The following is a 19887-nucleotide window of genomic DNA, read 5'->3' as shown; positions in this document are numbered from 1 at the left end:
CTCATGAAGTTATCTGTATCAAAATTTACGTTCATTTGTAGCGTTCGCTCGGATCTCAGATGTTGTACCTTTGTCAACGATCTTTTTAAGTAAAAGCAGACTCTGTTGTTGACAAAGGTGTAAGATATCGGTTCGATCGACAATGCTAGAAAGTTAACACATTGTCGATCGCCCCATTGCCTGTGCTACCCTGTGACAACAACCTAGAGCCAAAGCTACTCCTAGCATATGGTTCACATTAAACGGATCGAACTGACTAACTTTAAATCTTTTGGCGGCACGACGGCCATTCCCGTGCTACCCGGTTTTACTGTGGTTTCCGGGCCCAACGGTTCTGGGAAGTCCAACATCCTCGACGCTTTGCTGTTTTGTCTCGGGCTTTCGAGTTCTAAGGGAATGCGGGCTGAACGTTTGCCGGATTTGGTGAACAGCGCCCAAAACAAACGCGGTACGATCGAAGCTAGCGTGACTGCGACTTTTGCGCTGGAAGATGTGGGAGAGGAATGGTTTGCCCGCGATGAAGATGAGGAGGAAAATGCAGCAGATGAGTTATCTGTTGAAGCAGAGGAAGTTGAAGGGATAGAAATTGCCGAAACTCAAGACAACAACGAACAATCATCTCCTGTCAATCTAAAATCGCCTCTATCTGTTGAAGAAGCCGCAGGGATAGAAACTACCGAAACTCTAGACAACAACAGCCAATCATCTGTCAATCGAAAATCGAAAATCGAAAATCGAAAATCGGATGAGTTATCTGTTGAAGACGTAGAAGAAATTGAAATCGCAGCAACTCAAGACAACAACGGACAACTACTCGCTACTAATAAAAAATCCAAAATCCAAAATCCAAAACCGGATGAGTGGAGTGTGACCCGCAAACTTCGGGTAACTCGCCAAGGTACTTACACTTCAACTTATTACATTAACGGCGCACCTTGCACCCTGACTCAACTTCACGAACAACTCAACCGCTTGCGAATTTATCCCGAAGGCTATAACGTCGTGCTGCAAGGAGACGTTACCAGCATTATTTCGATGAATTCCAAGGAACGCAGAGAAATCATTGACGAATTGGCTGGTGTGGCTCAGTTCGATCGCAAAATCTCTTTAGCTAGGCAGAAGTTGGATGAAGTTAAGGAGGTGGAAGAACGCAGCCGCATTGTAGAAAAAGAGCTGATTTCTCAGCGCGATAGACTTGCTTCCGATCGCACAAAAGCGGAAAAATATCAAAAATTGCGGGCGGAATTTCAAGAAAAGTCGCAGTGGGAAATTGTGCTGAAATTCCGACAGTTGCAAAAGCAAGAATGGAAACTGCGCGAACAAATCGAAGCGGGCGATCGCACTTCGGCATCTCTCACCGAACAACTGCAAGCAATTAGTACCCAAATTCAAGCAGCAACCGCCGAACTTGATGCGCTGAATGCCCGCGTTAAAGCTTTGGGAGAGTCGGAATTGTTGGCTTTGCAAGCGACGATTGCGACTCAGGAAGCGGAACGGCGGCAACTGCAAAACCGCAAACAAGATTTGGAAAAAACTGCTGGGCAAATGGCGGCTAACATAGCACAAACCGAGGAAGAAGTTCGCCAATTCCGGCAAAGTTTGGAGCAAATTGAGATTGAAATATCTTATGTTAAGTCTCAAATAGGAACTTTGCAGGAACAGCGGGATGCAGCGCAGCAAAGTTTAGATGAAAATCGGGAAGTTGCAAATGCGATCGCGTCGACGGCCGAAGTTTGGGTACAGCAGCAAACGGAATTGCACCGCCAAATCGAAACAATTCAACAAACTTTGGAACCGCAGCGTACAGAACAAGCTACCATTGGCGAAAGAGCCGATCGCCTGCACAGCCAAATTCAAGAACAAAACCAATCGCTGCAAGTATTGGAACAGGAAATTGCAGCGAAAAAAGAGCAGCAATCTCGCCTTGTGGAAACCAAAGGCGTTGCATCTTTGCAAGTAGAATCGCTAAATCAGATTTTAGTCGAAGCCGAACAAGAATTGCAACTGCAACAGGAAACTCAAACTCGTTTGTTGGAAGAACAGCGGGAAAGACAGCGCAAATTAGACAAGCTAGAAGTGCAGTTTCAAGCACTGCAAGAAGCGACGGGAACGTTTACTGCAAAAATTGTCGCGCAAAGCGCAATTGGCGGAGTTTGCGGCTTGGTGGCTCAACTCGGCAGGGTCGAACCGCGCTATCAATTGGCGCTGGAAATAGCGGCGGGCGGGCGCATGGGAAATATGGTGGTGGAAGATGACAGCGTGGCTGCTGCTGCGATCGAATTGTTGAAACAAAAACGGGCGGGAAGGATGACGTTTTTGCCTTTGAATAAGATTAGAGGTGGCAGGTATTCGGTGAATGAAAATTTGCGGCGCGCGGCTGGGTTTGTGGATGCGGCTGTTAATTTGATTGATTGCGATTCCCGGTATCAGGAAATTTTTGCTTACGTTTTTGGCAGTACGGTTGTGTTTAGTAACCTCAGCGACGCCCGCCGCTATTTGGGACAGTACCGGATTGTCACTTTGGACGGGGAAATTTTGGAAACTAGCGGGGCGATGACTGGGGGAAGTTCTACTAATAGATCTACTTTGCATTTTGGCACGGTTGAGGCTAGTGAGGCTGCTAGTGAAGCCAGGACGATCGCATCTCTGCAAGAAAGGTTGGAGGAAATTGAGCGGATTTTGGAACGGTGCAAAATTGCGATCGATCGCGCTTCTGTTGCAGTCAAAACTCGCAGCCAAGAATTGATGGAAGCGAAACAAAATTTGCGCGAACATCAGTTGCGCTTGGAACAGTTGGAGTCAGAAATTAAGAATTTGCAAGCGCAACAGGAACAAGTGCGATCGCAAATTGCGAAAAATACACAGGAATTAACTAATTCGCGATCGAGATTGCAGTTGCTGGAGAGAGAATTGCCCGCCCAGGAAACTCAATTGCAGCAATACCGCCAAACTTTGGCGCAGTTGGAAGAGTCCAACAGTCACAGCGAATGGCAGCAAATGCAATCGAGTTTGCGCGCTCTGGAAGCGCAACTCCAAGAGCGAGAATTGGCTCTGAGAAACGTCCAGCAGCGCCTTGTAGACTTGGAAAATCAATTCGGGCGTTTGGAAGACAAAATTAAGGAAGGCAGCGAGAAGTTGCAGGAATGGCAAGTGCAGCAAAATGCGGGGGCGGAGGCACTCGATCGCATTGTTTCGCAGCAGTTAGAACTTGATCGGCAAATTGCCGAAGCTAAGGCGGCTTTGGGGGAAATTGAGGAAAAATTGGGCGTGCAGAAAGGAGAGCGCGATCGGGCGGAATCTCAACTGCGAGAACAGCATTTAGCCAAACAACAGTTACAATGGCAGTTGCAAAAACTCCACGAAACCCAGCAAGAACGCCGGGAACAATTGGCCGCAATCCGTACTCTATTGGAAGCGCAGCGGGCGGAAATGCCCGACCCCGTGCCGTCGATTCCTGAAAATGTCGAGAAAGCCAATTTAACGGAATTGCAGCAAGAAGTAAAGGCGATCGCCAAACGCATTCAAGCTTTAGAACCTGTCAATATGCTAGCCTTGGAAGAGTACAACCGCACTCAAGAACGCCTTCAAGAATTGAGTCAAAAATTGACGACATTGGAAGGAGAACGCACTGAACTGCTGTTGAGAATCGAAAATTTTACCACACTGAGGCGGCGCGCTTTTAAGGAAGCTTTTGACGCGGTTAACGAGAACTTCCAGACTATCTTTGCGGAACTTTCCGAAGGCGATGGCTATCTCCAGCTAGATGACCAGGAAGACCCCTTCAGCAGTGGCTTGAATTTGGTGGCTCACCCGAAGGGCAAACCCGTACAGCGGCTGGCTTCCATGTCTGGAGGCGAAAAGTCATTGACGGCGCTGAGTTTTATTTTTGCGCTGCAACGCTACCGCCCGTCTACGTTCTACGCTTTTGATGAAGTGGATATGTTTCTGGATGGGGCAAATGTGGAGCGATTAGCTAGAATGATAAAACGACAGTCTGAACAAGCCCAGTTTATTGTTGTGAGTTTGCGGCGACCTATGATTCAATCGGCTGAGCGTACAATTGGTGTTACTCAAGCACGGGGAGCTTATACTCAAGTCATAGGGCTGAAGTTGTAGTCCCGGAGTTTCTGTTAACGCTCGTGTTGAGTGATATATGTACTTAATAAATCAGGATTAAAGTTAGAATGACATCCGAACAAATCTGCCAACGCTCAGACATTCTAGGCACTCAGGTCATCACCCGCGACAGAGGTAAACGCTTGGGGGTGGTTAGTCAATTGTGGGTGGACATCGATCGGCGGGAAGTTGTGGCGATCGGTCTGCGTGATAATATATTTGCGGTCGCTGGAATGCCGAAGTTTATGTTCCTCAGCAATGTTAGTGAAATCGGCGACGTGCTGTTGGTGGAAGATGAGAGCGCGCTCGAAGACGATGTTGATGTTGAAGTCTACAGCATTTTGATTAACAGCGAAGTTATTACCGAAACTGGCGAACTTTTGGGTAGGGTGCGGGGCTTTAGGTTCGACCCCGAAGACGGTAAGTTAGTTTCTATAATTATCGCTTCCTTGGGAATCCCCCAAATCCCCGACCAAGTTCTCAGCACTTACGAGTTGGGGATTGAAGAAATTGTCAGCAGCGGCCCGAATCGCTTGATTGTGTTTGAAGGTTCCGAGGAAAGGCTCAGGCAGCTTAGTGTGGGTTTGCTGGAGCGCGTTGGTTTGGGTCAAGCACCTTGGGAACGAGAAGAGGACGAGGCAGGTTATTATCCTAAACCCGTGGCTACGGGAAATCAATTGGGCCCGGGCGTGCGGATACCTGCACCGGAAATGCGGAGCCGGGTAGCTGCGCCTGCGGTGGAGGAAGTTCCTTGGGATGAGGATTTAGAGTGGAATCGGCCTGCGGTTCGCCAGCCGCCGATGCGCGCGGTGCAGGCACAGCCGCAGCCCATCGACGATTACGAGGATTACGAAGAGGATAATTGGGGTGGCGAGGAGGACGATTACGAAGAGGAGGAGTACGAGGAGAAGCCGCAATACACTCGCCCTGAGATTTCTCGCCCCAAGCAGCCGGTGGTGCAGTACGAGTACGAGGATGATGTGGAGGCCGATGCTTGGGCTGACGATGAGGCACCGAAGCCTTACCAGGCTCCTCGGGTGAATATCCCTGAGAAAACTAAGACTCCTGAGTATGAGGAGGAGCCTGGTTATTAGAAATTAATCAATTGGTTGGGCGGGTTTACGAGATTGTTTGTTTTAGACATAGATAGTTGTGAAATCCGCCCCTACAATGGCCTGTAGGGGCGGGTTTTACCAAGCATATCGGCGTAAAACCAACAATATAATAAACCCGCTCCCGCCCAACGAATAATCGGAATCTACATTTTTTTGGACTATCTCGAACATCAGGTTAATCTAGATTATCGGCTGTGTGGGGGCGGGTTTATCTAAATTGTTGGTGAACCTCAAATATTGTTTGTAAAACCCGCCCCTACGCTAAATTATGAAAAAAAACTTTATTAAAACCTCTATTTTCAGATTAATAACTTATCTAATTTTTCCCGTTTTTTTATCCACCACCACGGCTGAAATTGTCTTGCGAGTTGCGGGATACAAACCCTGGCAAATAGAAAATGTTGATGTTGCAGTCGAACCAAAAGGTAACTTTTTTACCAAAGACTCAGAACTAGGCTACAAGCATTTGCCGGGTAAATTCAAGGTGACACTTAACGGCAATTACTCATTTAATGCCACTCATCTAAATAATAGTTTAAGAATAACTCATCCCCTCAATACTTACAATCAATCCTCAAAAAAACCTGAAATTTGGATTTTTGGCTGTTCTTTTACCTACGGTTGGTCATTGAATGATAGCGAAACTTATGCTTGGTTGCTGCAAGAGAAATTACCCAAATATGAAATAGTGAATTTCGGGGTTAACGGCTACGGCACGCTGCACTCGTTGATTCAATTCAAAGAAGCACTCAAACAAGCAAATAAACCCCAAATTGCGGTGATTGCTTATGCGGGTTTTCACGACCGCCGCAATACTTTGTTAAGAGCGAGAAGAAAGCAAATGGCTGCTTGGAATAAACTGGGTATTTTATTCCAGCCCGATGCTAGGCTGAATGGAGAAAATAATTTTACCTACAAGATGGCAAAGCTTGAATATCACGAGTTCCCCCTGATGCGGGTTTCTGCATTAAGCCATTTTTTGGAGGTTAATTACAATCAATTTGAAGAGGGATTATATAGAAGCCATGAGGTTTCTAAGGCAATTATTGAAGAGTTTCACCGTGTGGCTGAGGCTAATGGCGTTAAGTTAGTCGTGGCAGGAATTAATGCGGGTTCTGCTAAGATGTTGGCGGAGTTAAGTCAGGAGGGAATTGCTACGGCGGATATTTCGGTTGATTTGAAAGTACCTGCCAATAATAATTTACCTCATGACCTTCATCCAAGTGCGATCGCCAATCGGCAATATGCAGAAAAGTTGGAAGTTTTTTTGCAAGGTACTGTTTTAAGGTAAGTTAATGAACCGCGAAGGCGCAAAGGGCGCGAAGGAATAGAGAAAGAGGAAGTTTATAAGTTATTTAGGGTTGCGAGAGTGATGGGATTATTGGATTTGGTTTCTTTTAAATTGCCTCGCAAGAGTTTGATTGATGGCTTTTTTCTGTTTTTACTTGTTCTTGTAACAGTTGCAGTAACATCAATCTATGTATCCAGCGAACATACTTTTTATTGGTGGGATTACGCGGGCTACAACACCGCTACAGTCAACACGGCCAATTTATTTCGAGACTCGCCCGATAAAGCATGGCGCGGAGTTATAGAATCGCTATCTAAGGAAAAAAATCTATTAATCTCTTTGCCGTTAGTGCCATTTATTCTCTTATTTGGCGAATCTCGGCTGAGTTACATTCTCAGTATATCCCTGATTTATGTGCTGCCGTTTCGCCTGTTGCTGGGGGCAATTTCTGCAAAGCTAATTCCAGTTTATCCGCGCCGGGTGTTTTGGTCAACTGTGCTGCTGAGTTTATTAATTCCGATGAGTTGGATACCGACTCTGCGGGGATATCTGGATACTGGCGGCTGTGTGTTTGTAGCCTTGGCAATTTGGGTTTATTTGCAGGATGTTAAGCTGAAATCTTGGTGGAAAATCCCGTTAATTGGGTTTTTGCTGGCGGCGGCGATTCTGTTGAGACGCCATTTTGCTTATAGTGCGATCGCCTTTTTGGGTGCAGCGACTTTACAGGCTTTCATCGAGTTTATTGTACTAATATACCGTAAAAAAACGGCATTGTCGTCTCCAAAAGACAAGGACGCGGCAGCGCCGTTTGCCTACAGATGCTTGTTTGAATCCGGTGTAAAATTGGGCTTGATAGCTGTAACTAGCTTGAGTATTTTAATGTTGGTAGCGGGAGATTTTACTCGCAGTGCTCTGACGGTTGACTACCGCAATTTGTATGTCGCTTGGAGTTTGCCTGTAAGTGATATTTTAACTCGTTATGCGGATTTTTACGGTTTGGGAACTTGGCTGCTGGTACTGATTGGTTTTTCTGCGGGAATTCTCACCCGAATGCTGGTTCCGGCGGCGGCTATTTTTGTTTCGTTGTTTGGGGTTTTGTCGCTGATTGAATGGCTGTTAGTGTTGCGTTACGGCTACTTGCACTATACAATTCATATTACACCGATCGCACTTTTAGGACTATCCACATTTTTCTGGACAACTTGGCTGACACTCAAGGGAAAAGTCCGGTATTTGATGCTGGGCGTGGCGGGTTTGTACCTGGTTGTAAATGCCGCCGTCGGGTTAATTCCTCTCAAAATTGATTTACCAAGACTGTTTGTGGGTAATTTTCCGCCATTAGTGCGATCGGACTACGACGAAGTTGTAAAATTAGTAGAGTTTCTGCGAAAATTAGCACCCAACGAAGAACCAATTTATATTGCCGGTGCTTCTAACAATTTCAATGCTAATATACTCAGACAAGCCAACAGGAAATTAAACCCGCCGGAGGGTTGGTGGAAATTAAATACAATCGGGAGGCCGCAAATTGACTCGCGCGATACTTACCCGCTACCGGAGTTGTTGCAGTCACAATATGCGGTGGTTGCTACACCTTTTCAGCAGGTGTTACCGAGTGACGAACAAGTTTTGCGATCGCACGAACAAGATGTTGTTAAAGTTGTGTACGATGCCTTTACTCAAAACTGGGAAATTGCCCGCGATTTCCAATTGCTACCGGAACAGTTTCAGCTAGAAAACGGCGTGACTGTCAGCGTTTACCGGAGGATGCGGCCGACTGATACAGCAACGGCAGTTAAGACTCTGGAGGCGATGCAGCGGCAAATAGTCGATCGACCAGGCACGCAGTTAGATTGGATTAGTTTGCATCAATCAATCTACACAAGTGCCAATTATTCAGTCCGTCAAGAATCCGACAACCTATATAATATTGTAACTCATCCAATTAAAAACAGCAAGAAACTCGATACATCTTTCCTGTATTTAGGTTCCATCTCAGACAAAGCGAAAGTTACCGGCAAACTCAATTTACCTAACACAAAATGTCCGGGAGTTGCCCTGCGCTTGACTTTGTGGGACAAGCAAGGTAAATTAGTAGACTCAGCAGAGATGGCTTATAGTCAAAAAAGTGCGATCGGCTTAAATCTATTAGTTGAGGGCAAAAATCCCACTTATCTGCTGCTTGAGGTATTGAGTAGCAGCAAACAGGATTTAACAAACCAATGCCAACTAGAGATTAACAATTTGGCTGTCAGTAGGTAAGTTGAACCGTCAATGCAAAAACATCAAAAATCCCACTGGTATTTTACTCTATCTCTCTATACTTTTGTCATCATCGGCTCCCTGATGGCAACTGGCTATATTTTCCCCATTGGAGGCAATTTTCCCGAAGTTCCCCCTATTCAATTTATGTTAAATCCTGAACTGTATAAAAATGATTATTACGTCCAGGAAATGGTTAAATTTAATCCGAGATATTACTATTATTATATCATTTATTTGCTAGCCAACTTAGGAACCAGCATTCCTCTAGCACACTTTATTTATCAATTCCTAGCCTTTGGTTCATTTATCCTAGCTTGCTACGCAATTATCAATATCTATACTAATTCTAAACTGCCGGCCGCAGCGATGGCTTTTTTATGTATAGCCGCTTCATTTACAGATGTTGGTAACACCCTGATATTTTCCACCAAATCAGTCCCCAGTACCTTCGCGATGGCCTTCGCAATCTGGGGAATTTACTTTAGTTTGCGCCAGAAATGGCTGACTGGATATTTCTTTTTTGGGCTGGGTTGTTTGCTGCAATTTTTAGTTGGTTTGTTGCCGGGATTAATGATGGTTCCCGTTTTATTTATTGAATCGGTAAAACAGCGGAAGTTTAAAACATTGATTTTGGCGATCGCACTTTTAGCAGCAATGGCAAGTATCGTTTACTTACCGATGTTATTAACAGGTACTACCAGCACTCACACTATCGACAACGCCGAGTTTGTCTACATTCACGCCAAAGTCCGCAACCCCCACCACATCCTCCCGTCAAATTGGGATGTCGGGAATTGGTTCAACTTTATATGTTTCATAATTGGTGGCTTGCTGTGCATCAAAAACTCCGATTTATTGCCAAAAAAAGACAAGATTAATTTTTCTGTAATTGTGGGCACATCAATTTTTGGACTATTTCTAAATTACGTATTTGTCGAAGTTTACCCTTTGGCTTTTATCGCCAAACTACAGTTAGCTAGAACCGTACCTTTTGCTCAATTAATTATATTTATTGCTGTTGCTTTGACGGTCGAGCAACTTTACAGAGAAAAAAAAAGAGCTATTAGCTTGTTGCTGTTAGCTGTACTAACTTTGCCTTTTAGGGGCATCATTTTCTTAGGGTTATCAGTTTGGCAAACAAAAAATTACGTATTGCCCAAACGATGTAATATATTGTTGTGGATTTTAGCAGTAGGAACGGTAATTTTCAGCTTGATATATCCGGTAACTGATTCATGGGAAATAATGGGCGATCGAATAATTAGCATCCCAGTCCTTTTCTCAATCCTCGCCTTCCCATTCATTTTAGAAAAAACATCCGTTGCTAAATCTATAAAACAGACTATAACTCACACATTAGCCTTAATAACTACCGCCACCTTAGTTTTGGGAGTAGCAGGAATTCTGCCCAAATCTATATTAAATGTATTTCAAACAAGAGTTAATATCAATGCCCTTTCCAGTGACGACTTAAGCAAATTAGCTGTGCGATTTTCGCAAAGTAGCAGCCGCGATTCACTCGTATTAATTCCACCTTCAGTTACCAGCTTCCAGTTTTTTTCCGAAAGAGCGATTGTCGTCAACTTCAAGAACTTCCCCTTTACCGAAAAAGGCATCCAAGAATGGCAAAATCGCATGGAAGCTGTTTTAGGGGTTCCCTTAAACCCGCAAATGATTTGGGGAGGAAATGACTTTTTCATCCGCCGCAGCAGTGCGGATTTAGTCAAAGTAGCCAGAAACTATCATGCCGATTATATCCTCACTCGCAGCGATTGGCATCCAAATATTGACGGAGAAATAGTAGAGCAAGAAGGCAAATGGATACTGTTTAAAATTAGGTAATAGGTAATTGGTAAAACTTGTTAAATCCCAATTATAATTTTATCTTAGTTTGCAGAGACAGAGTTGGCTTGTCTGTCAGCAATTTCAATATCCGGTTTATCTGCGTTAATCCGCCTTAATCTGCGGTTAAATATCAAAACCCGAATCATCAATAATTTCGCTAATCTGCTTATCCACATAATCAGCATCCACATTCCGCGCCATCAACTCAGCCAAAATCCCCAAAGAAATCAACTGCACCGACAAAATTGTACACAAAATCCCAAAAAATAACAAAGGTCGATTCCCGATCGGCCCAAAATTCATCCCCGCCAAATTCAGAAACCAAATAACTATCAAATAACTCAGCGAAACAGTTCCCACCAACCCAAAACACAATCCCAAACCCCCAAACAAATGACCCGGTTTGTGCAAATATTGCGTCGTGGCTAACACCGTCAACAAATCAATAAATCCCCGCGCATAGCGTTCCCAGCCGTAATTAGATTTTCCGTGCTTTCGCGGATGGTGTTCCACAACTACTTCGCCAATTTTAAACCCTAAATTGTTTGCTAAAGCTGGAATGTAGCGGTGCAATTCCCCGTACAACTTAATCGACTGCAAAACTTCCCTACGATAAGCTTTAAAACCGCAATTCATATCGTGCATTTGCACCCCAGTCAGCAAACACGCAACGGCATTAAATAGCTTGGAAGGTAAAGTTTTAGAAAGCGGGTCGTTCCGCTGTTTTCGCCAACCAGAAACTAAGTCAAATCCAGATTCTAAATGATGTAAAAATTTGGGAATTTCAGCGGGGTCATCCTGAAGGTCAGCATCGAGAGTAAAGATAATTATCCCTGCTGCATTGCGAAATCCTGCTGAAAGGGCGGCGGATTTGCCAAAGTTGCGGCGCATTTTAATCGCTTTAATTAGTTTGGGATGTTGGCTGGCTAAATCTGTGATTTCTTGCCAGGAATAATCGCGGCTACCGTCATCTATGAAGATGACTTCGTAACTGTCAATTCCTGTTTGGAACATGACAAGTTGGATTTTTTCAAACAGCAATTTTAGGGTGGCTTCTTCGTTGTGAACTGGGATGACGAAGCTGAGGTGTTTTGGCATAGGGATATTCTATTTCATTTGTGTTGTCAATGAGATTTTTTTATTAACCGCAGAGGGCGCAGAGGGCGCAGAGGAGGAGAAAGAGAGGTTTTTTAGTTTTTATTGATAACTTGGGAGTTTCGCAAGGCTACCCAATTTTTGCGGTTTTTAAAGGAGGCATAGGCTGTCAATAATTTATCTGTTGGTGATGCTTGAATGTATCCTCTCCAAGCTGCGAATTCGTAGGAAGGGCCAAACAATTTAACTAAATCTGGGCGCGGAAATCCTGACATGGCGAAACCTCGAACGACATTTTCTTGGTTGAGAATGGCAATACATTTTACATTGTTTTCCGGGTCTCCTACCCAGCCAATTACTCTGGAGGCTGTTGGTGCAAGTTTGGTGGCTGTATCAAAAAATCCGGGTACTCCGTCTTTGGGCGCTGACAGTAAATTCGGGTCTATTTTTGTGTCTAATGCTGCACAGAAATTGTGTTTTTTGATGTCTCGGTTAAAGGGCACTAAATTGTTAGTTTTTAAGGCGTCGATTAACCCGACAAAAGCTGCCGGTTTGTTGCCTACGCGGTCTTTAATTAGGGTTACGTCGGTGATGCCTAATTGCAGTGATAATGCTACTAACGGTTGATAGGTTGCTCTGCGGGCGATCGCCATTGCAGTTTCGCCTCCCACCCCGTACATTAAAATAATGGCGACTGTGGCGACTACAAACAGCGGTGTCAGCCAACGCCCTTGAATTCTTGGTGTTGGCTGCAACTCGCGCACCCACAATACTGTCAGCACAATTGTGCTCATCCAAAACAAAGCTGGGAGTGTGGCGTAGCGGGAAGCGGTGGCCTGTTCGACGCCAAATCCCGATCGGCTAACCGCGGCCATTAACGCCGTTTGCAGCGTGTAAAGTTGGATTGATAGCCAAGGCAGCCAATCCGGGCGAGCGACCTTTTTTACAAATAGCCAATAACCCACAAAACCCGTCGCTGCAATCAAACCAATTATACCAATAATTGAAGCAACAATAATATTTTCGCTAAATATTCCGCCGAGATAAGTGGGAATATATTCGAGAGTTTTGAGGGGGTTAATTTTTGTTAAAGAAGGGTGATGAGATGGAGTTTTATAAGTTAAGAAATAAATGCCAATCACTCCAATAGAAGCAATGAAATACAAATAAGTTATTTGCCGAGGAAACCGCAGCACAACAGCAGCCGCACACAATATCGGCCACAAAGCTAAAGGAGTGCTGTAACTAATACAGCCTAAAACGCCAAAAACAATGCTCCCAATTACCCACTTATTTTGTAAATGCGGATGCACCGCCCCTACCCACTCGTTACCAGGATCTCCCTGGGAATGAATATCCAGAGGTTGCGCCTCCCTCTTACTTGACAAAACTGTCACATAGGATTGCAAACAAAATATCGAACAAATCACAAATAAATTAGCAATTATCCAGTGAACGCCGCTGAATCCCCGCATCCAATTGTGAGCAGCCGCCGGAGTAAAATTAAAAATAGAAATGCACAGGAGTAGCGAGATAAATTGCAGCGGAAAACGCCTCAAATTTAACGGCAGCAGAGCAATTAATACGTGGCACTGAATCCAAGCCAAGAACCATGCAACTAAACACAAACCAATATTTGAACCTTGGGTGACAACTATATTCAAGCCATAAATAATTGCAGGAATAAAGACAAAATGCTCGTTCGCCCGAAATATCCAATTAAAAGGATTTGTAGAGAAACCGTCTACTGAATAAAAATTCCATGTCATCCACCAATAATCAAAATTAGACAAGTCTCCCGCTTGCGATATCAAGTACAAAATATATGATGCTGGTATTAGAATTCCGAGAACTGATGCGGAAATTAAAATATATTGTTGCTGGACTTTCATGGATTCAGACATGGGGAGATTTTTATTAATTGGTAGGGGGGGGTTAAGGCGAGCAACTTAGAATATAACAGGTAACTCACGAACAAAACCCTACCTCGCGTTTTGATTTTTCCTCTAGAACCAGAAACCCGGTTTCTTCCTGTCTGTCTAGTCGTCAAACCAAAGATGGCGGGCTGAAACCGGGTTTATTTCTATGGGTAAATCTTATTTCATTTCACTTCTCTTGCCAGCATTTTTCTGAGTCCTTGCCGCCAGTGGGGAGGATACGTGCCTAGAAGTGCTGATATTTTTACCGTAGAGAGGACAGAAAAAGCCGGACGTTTTGCGGGTGTTGGATATTCGGCGGTGGTGATGGGAATTACGCGCTGAACTTTTAGGGGAAGGCCGAGTTGTGCTGCTTCCTCAAAAATGGCGATCGCAAAATCGTACCAACTACAAACACCGCTGTTAGTGTACTGGTATGTTCCAAAAGTTTCTGGCCCAAGGAGAGGAATAATTTGTGAAGTCGCCGCGCCTAAATCCCCAGTCCAAGTAGGACTTCCGATCTGATCGGCTACTACTCGAATTTCTTCCCTTTCCTTTCCCAACCTCAGCATGGTTTTGACAAAATTACTTTTGCCACCGTTGCCGTAAACCCACGCAGTTCTAATAATAATATGTCGGTTTCCCGATTTTAGAATTGCTGCCTCGCCTGCTAATTTCGACTTGCCGTAAGTTCCCAGTGGATTCGTAGAATCTGTTTCCAGATAAGCAGAACCGTGGCTGCCGTCAAATACATAATCAGTAGAAAAGTGAATCAAACTTGCTCCCTGTTTTTCGCATTCTTCGGCAAAAATTCCTGGGGCAATAGCGTTGACTGCATATGCTAATTCTGGTTCACTTTCGGCTTTGTCTACCGCAGTGTAAGCACCCGAATTGATGACTAAATCCGGTTGAATTTCAGCCATTGCTTGACGGATGCTTTCGGGTTGGGATAAGTCGAGGCGAGTGCGATCGAGCGCAATAACCTCTCCCAAAGATAATAAAATCGGCTGCAATTCTTGAGCTAGCTGTCCGCTGCCGCCTGCGAGTAAAATTTTCATGATCAAAACACTTGAGCTCTTTTCAACGTTTGTCCAGCTTGGTCTTTAGCTGATAAGATTGGTTGGGCACCATCTAGTGGCCAGTCGATCGCCAAATCGGGGTCATTCCACAGGATACACCGCTCGTGTGCCGGTGCGTAATAATCTGTAGTTTTGTACAAAACTTCAGCCGTCTCGGAAACCACTAAAAAACCGTGAGCAAATCCCGCCGGCACCCAAAATTGCCGTTTATTTTCTGCACTCACTAAACAGCCAACCCACTGCCCAAAAGTCGGCGAACTTTTTCTAATATCCACCGCTACATCAAATATTTCTCCCGCAACTACCCGCAGCAATTTGCCTTGAGGCTGCTGAATTTGGTAGTGCAAACCCCGCAGCACATTTTTAGAAGATTTGGAATGATTGTCTTGAACAAATTCTGCGGTAACGCCTGTTTGTTCAACAAAAGCTTTGTGATTGAAACTCTCAAAAAAGAAACCGCGATCGTCTCCGAAAATTTTCGGCTCAATTATCAGAACTTCCGGTATTTCGGTAGATATAACATTCATAGTTAGCTGTGAAAGTGATAAACTAATACTCAGTCTCTGCTATTTTACTATGAAAGCCGACGCATATCTCAAAAACTTGTACGCCAATCGATTTGATTCCCGACAACTGCAAGCCAAGGTGGCACTCTGGAAAGTTTTAATTGACGAATTTTTACAAGATTATGTTCCTCCCGAATCTACCATTTTAGATATTGGCGGCGGTTACTGCGAGTTTATAAATCAAATTCTGGCTAAAAAAAAATGTTTAATTGATATCAATCCCGATTCCAATTTATTTGCCAATCCTGATGTGAAAGTGCTGAACATTGATGTTTTAAGTTTTGATGACAAACTAGCTTTTAGCGAACAATTTGACCGCATATTTATCTCTAACTTTTTTGAACATCTCCGCAATAAAGAAGAACTAATCCAAATTATTTCATTTTGCTTTGAGGCACTTAAGCCAGGGGGTTCTCTCTTAGTTGTCCAACCAAATTTTAAATATTCTTTCAAAGAGTATTACGACTTTATCGACCATCAATTACCAATTACCCACTTATCGCTGCAAGAACTTTTACAAACAGTCGGGTTTGAAATCGACTTAATCATACCGAGATTTTTACCATTTTCGACCAAAGGCAGACCGGCATCGCCCTGGCTTTTAAAAGTTTACTTAAAATTACCTTTTTTGTGGGGATTTTTGGGAGGCCAAATGTTTGTTAAAGCATCGAAAAAAAACAATAGAGGCAGAGACTCATGACAGGCATTCCCAGTCAGATCCGGGCAGAGAGATACATCTACGTTTATCCGTGTTTATCCCTCTGCATCTGGGGTAAAAAAATCTCTACAAAATCGAGCTTAACACCACCTCATTAGCAGCAATCCAATCATAAATATCCTGCAAAGCCGCTTCCGGCCCAATAACAGGCCACCATCCTGTTTTCTCCATCACCCTAGAAGAATCAGTAATAAAAATCGGAATATCCCCCGCGCGTTCCTCCAAAACAGGATTAATTGAAATCGATTTCCCGGTAATCTTTTGGCACAAATCAGTTGTCTCAACCAAAGAAAGACTGTTGCTCAAACCACCGCCAACATTAAAAACTTCGCCGTCAAATTCAGCGAAATGTTCTAATTGATAATTAACTAACCTCAACAAATCTTCAACGTGCAGCAAATCCCTAACTTGCTTGCCGTTGCCGCCAAAACCGATATAACTCAGCGACTTTTGAAAATAGTGAGCCGCCACCCACAAACCGCAAACTCCCTGATCTACTTTACCCATTTGCCAAGCACCGGTAATTAACCCGCAGCGGTTAATAATTGCAGGCACATTGTATGCTTCCCTGTATTCCTCAATCAGCAATTCCGAAGCTAATTTAGTTGCTCCGTAAAGCGAACGGTGTCCTTTTAATGGGAAGTCTTCTGATATGCCCAACTCGGATATACCGGGTAAAGTTTGCTCAGGGGCGATCGCAAATCTATTCGGCAACTCTAACAGCTTAACAGATTTGACACTGGCGATCGGATAAACCCGACTCGTAGACAAAAACAGCAAACTCGCACCCGTTTGTCTTGCCAACTCCAAAACATTCACAGTGCCCAGTAAATTCGTCTGCAAAACGTACTGAGGCGAACTAAAACCAGCCAGCACAGAAGGCTCCGCAGCGCAATCTATAATGCAGTCAGCCTTCAGTGCAACTGGATCTAAATCCGCCGCTGTGCGAATATCCCCGTAAACAAACTGAATACCGCAACTTTTAAGCCGAGGCAGATTCAATTCCGAGCCCCGGCGACGCAGGTTATCTAAACAAATTATTTGCCATTCCGGGTGCAGTTTCTTCAGGCCAATTGCCAAACAACTGCCGATGAAACCGGCACCACCAACAATTAAAATTCTCTCAGGCATTCACTTTTAATTTTGCTATCTTTCTAGTCCGGTGGTAGTCGCCGCGAGAGAGATGTTTTTCCAGCCAGACATACAAGACAATAAACAAATATCGACTGCCCATCTCTTTGATTTTCAGCTTAGAAATACCAGCAGTCCGATTGTACCACCTCAGAGGAATCACCGTATAGGAAAAACCCCGAACTATTGCTTTTAAAGGCAGTTCCACTGTCAAATTAAAATGATGGCTCAAAATCGGTTGTACGCCTTCAATTACTTCTCTGCGGTAAATTTTAAAAGCATTAGTGACATCGCTGTAGCGCAAGCCGAAAATACTTTTGACAAACCAGTTTGCTAAGCGGTTAATTGCTAACTTGTGAAGTGGATAATCAACTATAAAGCCACCTTTGATAAAGCGGGAACCAAAAACGCAATCATATCCTTCTTGTAGTTTGCGGTATCCTGCTACCAAATCCATCGGATCGTCGGAAGCATCCGCCATCACAATTGCTGCAGCATCTCCGTCAAATTCCGCCAATCCCCGGCGCACAGCAAATCCGAAACCATTCGGAGGTTGATTGTTGATATATCTAACTGTGGGAAAAGTCTCTGACAACTCCTGGCAAATATCAAGAGTTCGATCGACACTGTTGTCATTCACAATCAAAATTTCGTGCGGAATGCCTTCTAAATCCAGCGTCTGGGCGATCGCCCGCACAGTACCGTACAAACAGCCCTCCTCATTGTGGGCTGGTATTATCACAGAAATTTTCACTCCTCATCCTCCGCGCAACTGGACAAACTGGTTGTCAAGAGGATTATACACCCAAGCTTTAATTTCGGTTTGGGCGATCGGCAAATTATTATCCGACAAATCAACAGCCCACCTGGCATTGTTGTACAACTCAGATTTTAAACTCTTAGCGATGTCGGGACTGTCCAAATTTACATAAGCGTTAGCAAAAAAAGATTGTGTATCGCCGACAGATAGCAGTACAATATTCGGCTGTGGCAATTTTTCTGGCAAAACCGCCCAACCAGCAGCCTTGACAGCATCATTTTGCTTAACAGTCAAGGATTTATCGCTAGTTTGAGATTTGTCTAAATAACCGTAAACTTTCTCGGTATTAGAAATAAACTCTACATTTTTCGCGAACTTTATCCAACCTATTTTTTCGATTATTGCAGCGCCTTCTCTCACCAGCCAAGTTTTTTTACTCAGCACCCTCAAACAGCTTTCCGGTGAATTATTGAAAAAATCAGAGGGTTCCAGATAGTTAATTAACTGCAAACAATCTTGAGCGCCTTGTTTGTAAATAATTGCCGATCGAGTTTTGGCGATCGCCTGTTGAGAGTTAAAAATAAGTGTAGCAATTAACAGCCCTGCTACTACCCGATAAATAAATTTATAATTACTCTTTAACGTTGCTTTTCTTTCTTGATAATTACCTCGGACAAACAATTGCCATAGCTGAACCACAGCAATTAACAGCAAAATCGAATTAGTCGTATATCTCGACGATTCGATCGCCTGGATTGCCCCAAATTCAGCCCTTCCAGCGGTAATAAACAGAGCAGATAAAACCGAAAAAAAACCTATTGACAGCCAAGGTAAAGCCTGATAATTCTCAGCAATATCCTTCCTATCTGTGATTGCGATGGACGAAGGAATCGCCGGGACTTGAGGTTGCTTTTCTGAGTTGGCACTCACAGATGAAGCTACCGAACTTGATACCATCTTTTGGCCAAAATAAACGACAAAAAATATAAAACTTGCAAAAATTACCAATCCTACAAATGCCGCAACCCCAGGCGATCGCACAATTGGCGAACCCAGCAAACTTAAAAAGTAATCAATCACCACAAACGGCTTTTTCAACAATGAAATAATACTTGTTTTCCGACTCGGATGATAATCTATTGAGTAAACAGCACAAGTTGCCACAAAGAGCAGCATCCAGACAATAAGTCTTTTTCGTTTCTGCGCTGCATTTCCCTCCAAAGCCACCACAGCCGGAATCGCCGCCAACCAAGACAGCAAGCCTTGAGCGAGCGAAAAACTCGCAAAAAAGCAGAATACAGCAGCAATAGAGATTCTAATATTAGGCAATAATTTGTGATGTGAAACCAGCGCATAAACCGCAGCTACAAAACATAAATTTACAAAAAACCAAGCCACTTGAAATCCCCAAAGCCAGTTTTCGTGCTGAACTAGCGAGAAAAGCAAAATACAAGTTAAAATATTAGCTAAATGCCACAAATCATCCGCGACATTCTTAACTTGCATCGAGGATAACTTGTACATAGCAATAAAAGTTATCGCAGCCAAACCTATGCTGAGACACAACTGATAATTAATATTCCATCGGGAAGCAAAAGCCAGCATCGCAATAATTATTTTAGGGAAAAGTATGCGGTGGTTGCTGTGCAAAGCCCAAAAATCGTTAAAAGTTACATTTCCCGCAGCTATTTTTTCAAAAAGGCTAGCTAACCTCCACTCGTCATCAACGGGAACATTAACGCTATAATTCGCTACAAATCCGATTAATAAGAGGACAGGAATTAGATATAAAGTAAATAATATGATTTTTTTCATTAATATCCAATCCGGTAGCATCGGAATTGTAAACTCTCGTCATATCATGTCCGAGCGATTAACCATAACATCCCGGTCGGGGCGGGTTTTTGAGATTGCCAATTATTCGCAGGTATTGTTGCTGAACCCGCCCCGACAAAAATCGCGGTCGCTCGAACGGACATGATATCATCAG

General features: G+C 43.8%; 13 protein-coding genes. 6 read left to right on the top strand and 7 right to left on the bottom strand.

Translation table 11 applies throughout. The annotated features are described in order from the left end of the window. The first annotated feature begins 228 nt into the window (after positions 1-228). The 5 genes from smc to QUA90_RS02145 all read left to right on the top strand — a co-directional run bounded on the left by smc (position 229) and on the right by QUA90_RS02145 (position 10629). Positions 229-4116, top strand: a complete 3888-nt coding sequence (gene smc, locus QUA90_RS02165) for a chromosome segregation protein SMC (protein WP_333443674.1) — start codon at positions 229-231, stop codon at positions 4114-4116. Between the two features lie 68 nt (positions 4117-4184). After that, complete coding sequence (locus QUA90_RS02160; protein ID WP_333327722.1) at positions 4185-5210, top strand: PRC-barrel domain-containing protein; 1026 nt, start codon at positions 4185-4187, stop codon at positions 5208-5210. Positions 5211-5499: 289 nt separating this feature from the next. Beyond that, positions 5500-6522, top strand: coding sequence for an SGNH/GDSL hydrolase family protein (locus tag QUA90_RS02155; protein WP_333327719.1), 1023 nt, complete (start codon positions 5500-5502; stop codon positions 6520-6522). 81 nt (positions 6523-6603) lie between these two features. Next, positions 6604-8784 carry a hypothetical protein gene (locus tag QUA90_RS02150; RefSeq protein ID WP_333443672.1) on the top strand — a complete coding sequence of 727 codons (2181 nt, stop codon included), beginning with the start codon at positions 6604-6606 and terminating at the stop codon, positions 8782-8784. Positions 8785-8796: 12 nt separating this feature from the next. Next, on the top strand, positions 8797-10629 hold the full coding sequence (locus QUA90_RS02145) for a DUF6798 domain-containing protein (RefSeq protein ID WP_333443670.1): 1833 nt from the start codon (positions 8797-8799) through the stop codon (positions 10627-10629). A gap of 126 nt (positions 10630-10755) precedes the next feature. On the opposite strand, the gene QUA90_RS02140 is transcribed toward QUA90_RS02145, so the two are convergent. From QUA90_RS02140 to rfbC, 4 genes are all read right to left on the bottom strand, one after another. Next, the gene (locus QUA90_RS02140; RefSeq protein ID WP_333443668.1) at positions 10756-11730 is read right to left on the bottom strand and encodes a glycosyltransferase family 2 protein; all 975 of its coding nucleotides are present in this window, start codon (positions 11728-11730) and stop codon (positions 10756-10758) included. Between the two features lie 92 nt (positions 11731-11822). Then, positions 11823-13631 (bottom strand): hypothetical protein, encoded by a 1809-nt coding sequence (locus QUA90_RS02135; RefSeq protein WP_333443666.1) that lies wholly within the window; start codon positions 13629-13631, stop codon positions 11823-11825. 197 nt (positions 13632-13828) lie between these two features. Continuing rightward, positions 13829-14701, bottom strand: a complete 873-nt coding sequence (gene rfbD, locus QUA90_RS02130) for a dTDP-4-dehydrorhamnose reductase (RefSeq protein WP_333443664.1) — start codon at positions 14699-14701, stop codon at positions 13829-13831. 2 nt (positions 14702-14703) lie between these two features. Next, complete coding sequence (gene rfbC / locus QUA90_RS02125) at positions 14704-15249, bottom strand: dTDP-4-dehydrorhamnose 3,5-epimerase (RefSeq protein WP_333230962.1); 546 nt, start codon at positions 15247-15249, stop codon at positions 14704-14706. A gap of 49 nt (positions 15250-15298) precedes the next feature. On the opposite strand from rfbC, the gene QUA90_RS02120 reads away from it, so the two are divergent. Beyond that, entirely contained in the window at positions 15299-15988 is a 690-nt protein-coding gene (locus tag QUA90_RS02120; protein WP_333443661.1) for a methyltransferase domain-containing protein, read from the top strand. Positions 15989-16072: 84 nt separating this feature from the next. On the opposite strand, the gene QUA90_RS02115 is transcribed toward QUA90_RS02120, so the two are convergent. Genes QUA90_RS02115 through QUA90_RS02105 form a run of 3 tightly spaced genes read right to left on the bottom strand, consistent with a single transcriptional unit; the run spans position 16073 to position 19712 of the window. Beyond that, entirely contained in the window at positions 16073-17137 is a 1065-nt protein-coding gene (locus tag QUA90_RS02115; protein ID WP_333443659.1) for an NAD-dependent epimerase/dehydratase family protein, read from the bottom strand. Beyond that, positions 17130-17891, bottom strand: coding sequence for a glycosyltransferase family 2 protein (locus QUA90_RS02110; RefSeq protein ID WP_333443657.1), 762 nt, complete (start codon positions 17889-17891; stop codon positions 17130-17132). Before QUA90_RS02110 ends, QUA90_RS02115 begins: the two co-directional genes overlap by 8 nt. Positions 17892-17894: 3 nt before the next feature. Continuing rightward, entirely contained in the window at positions 17895-19712 is a 1818-nt protein-coding gene (locus QUA90_RS02105) for a hypothetical protein (protein ID WP_333443655.1), read from the bottom strand. Between the last annotated feature and the right edge of the window lie 175 nt (positions 19713-19887).

It is taken from the genome of Microcoleus sp. D3_18_C4 (assembly GCF_036702355.1).
Lineage (GTDB): Bacteria > Cyanobacteriota > Cyanobacteriia > Cyanobacteriales > Microcoleaceae > Microcoleus.
The sequence above is the reverse complement of the archived record's forward strand: the minus strand, read 5'-3'. Positions and strand labels throughout refer to the sequence as shown.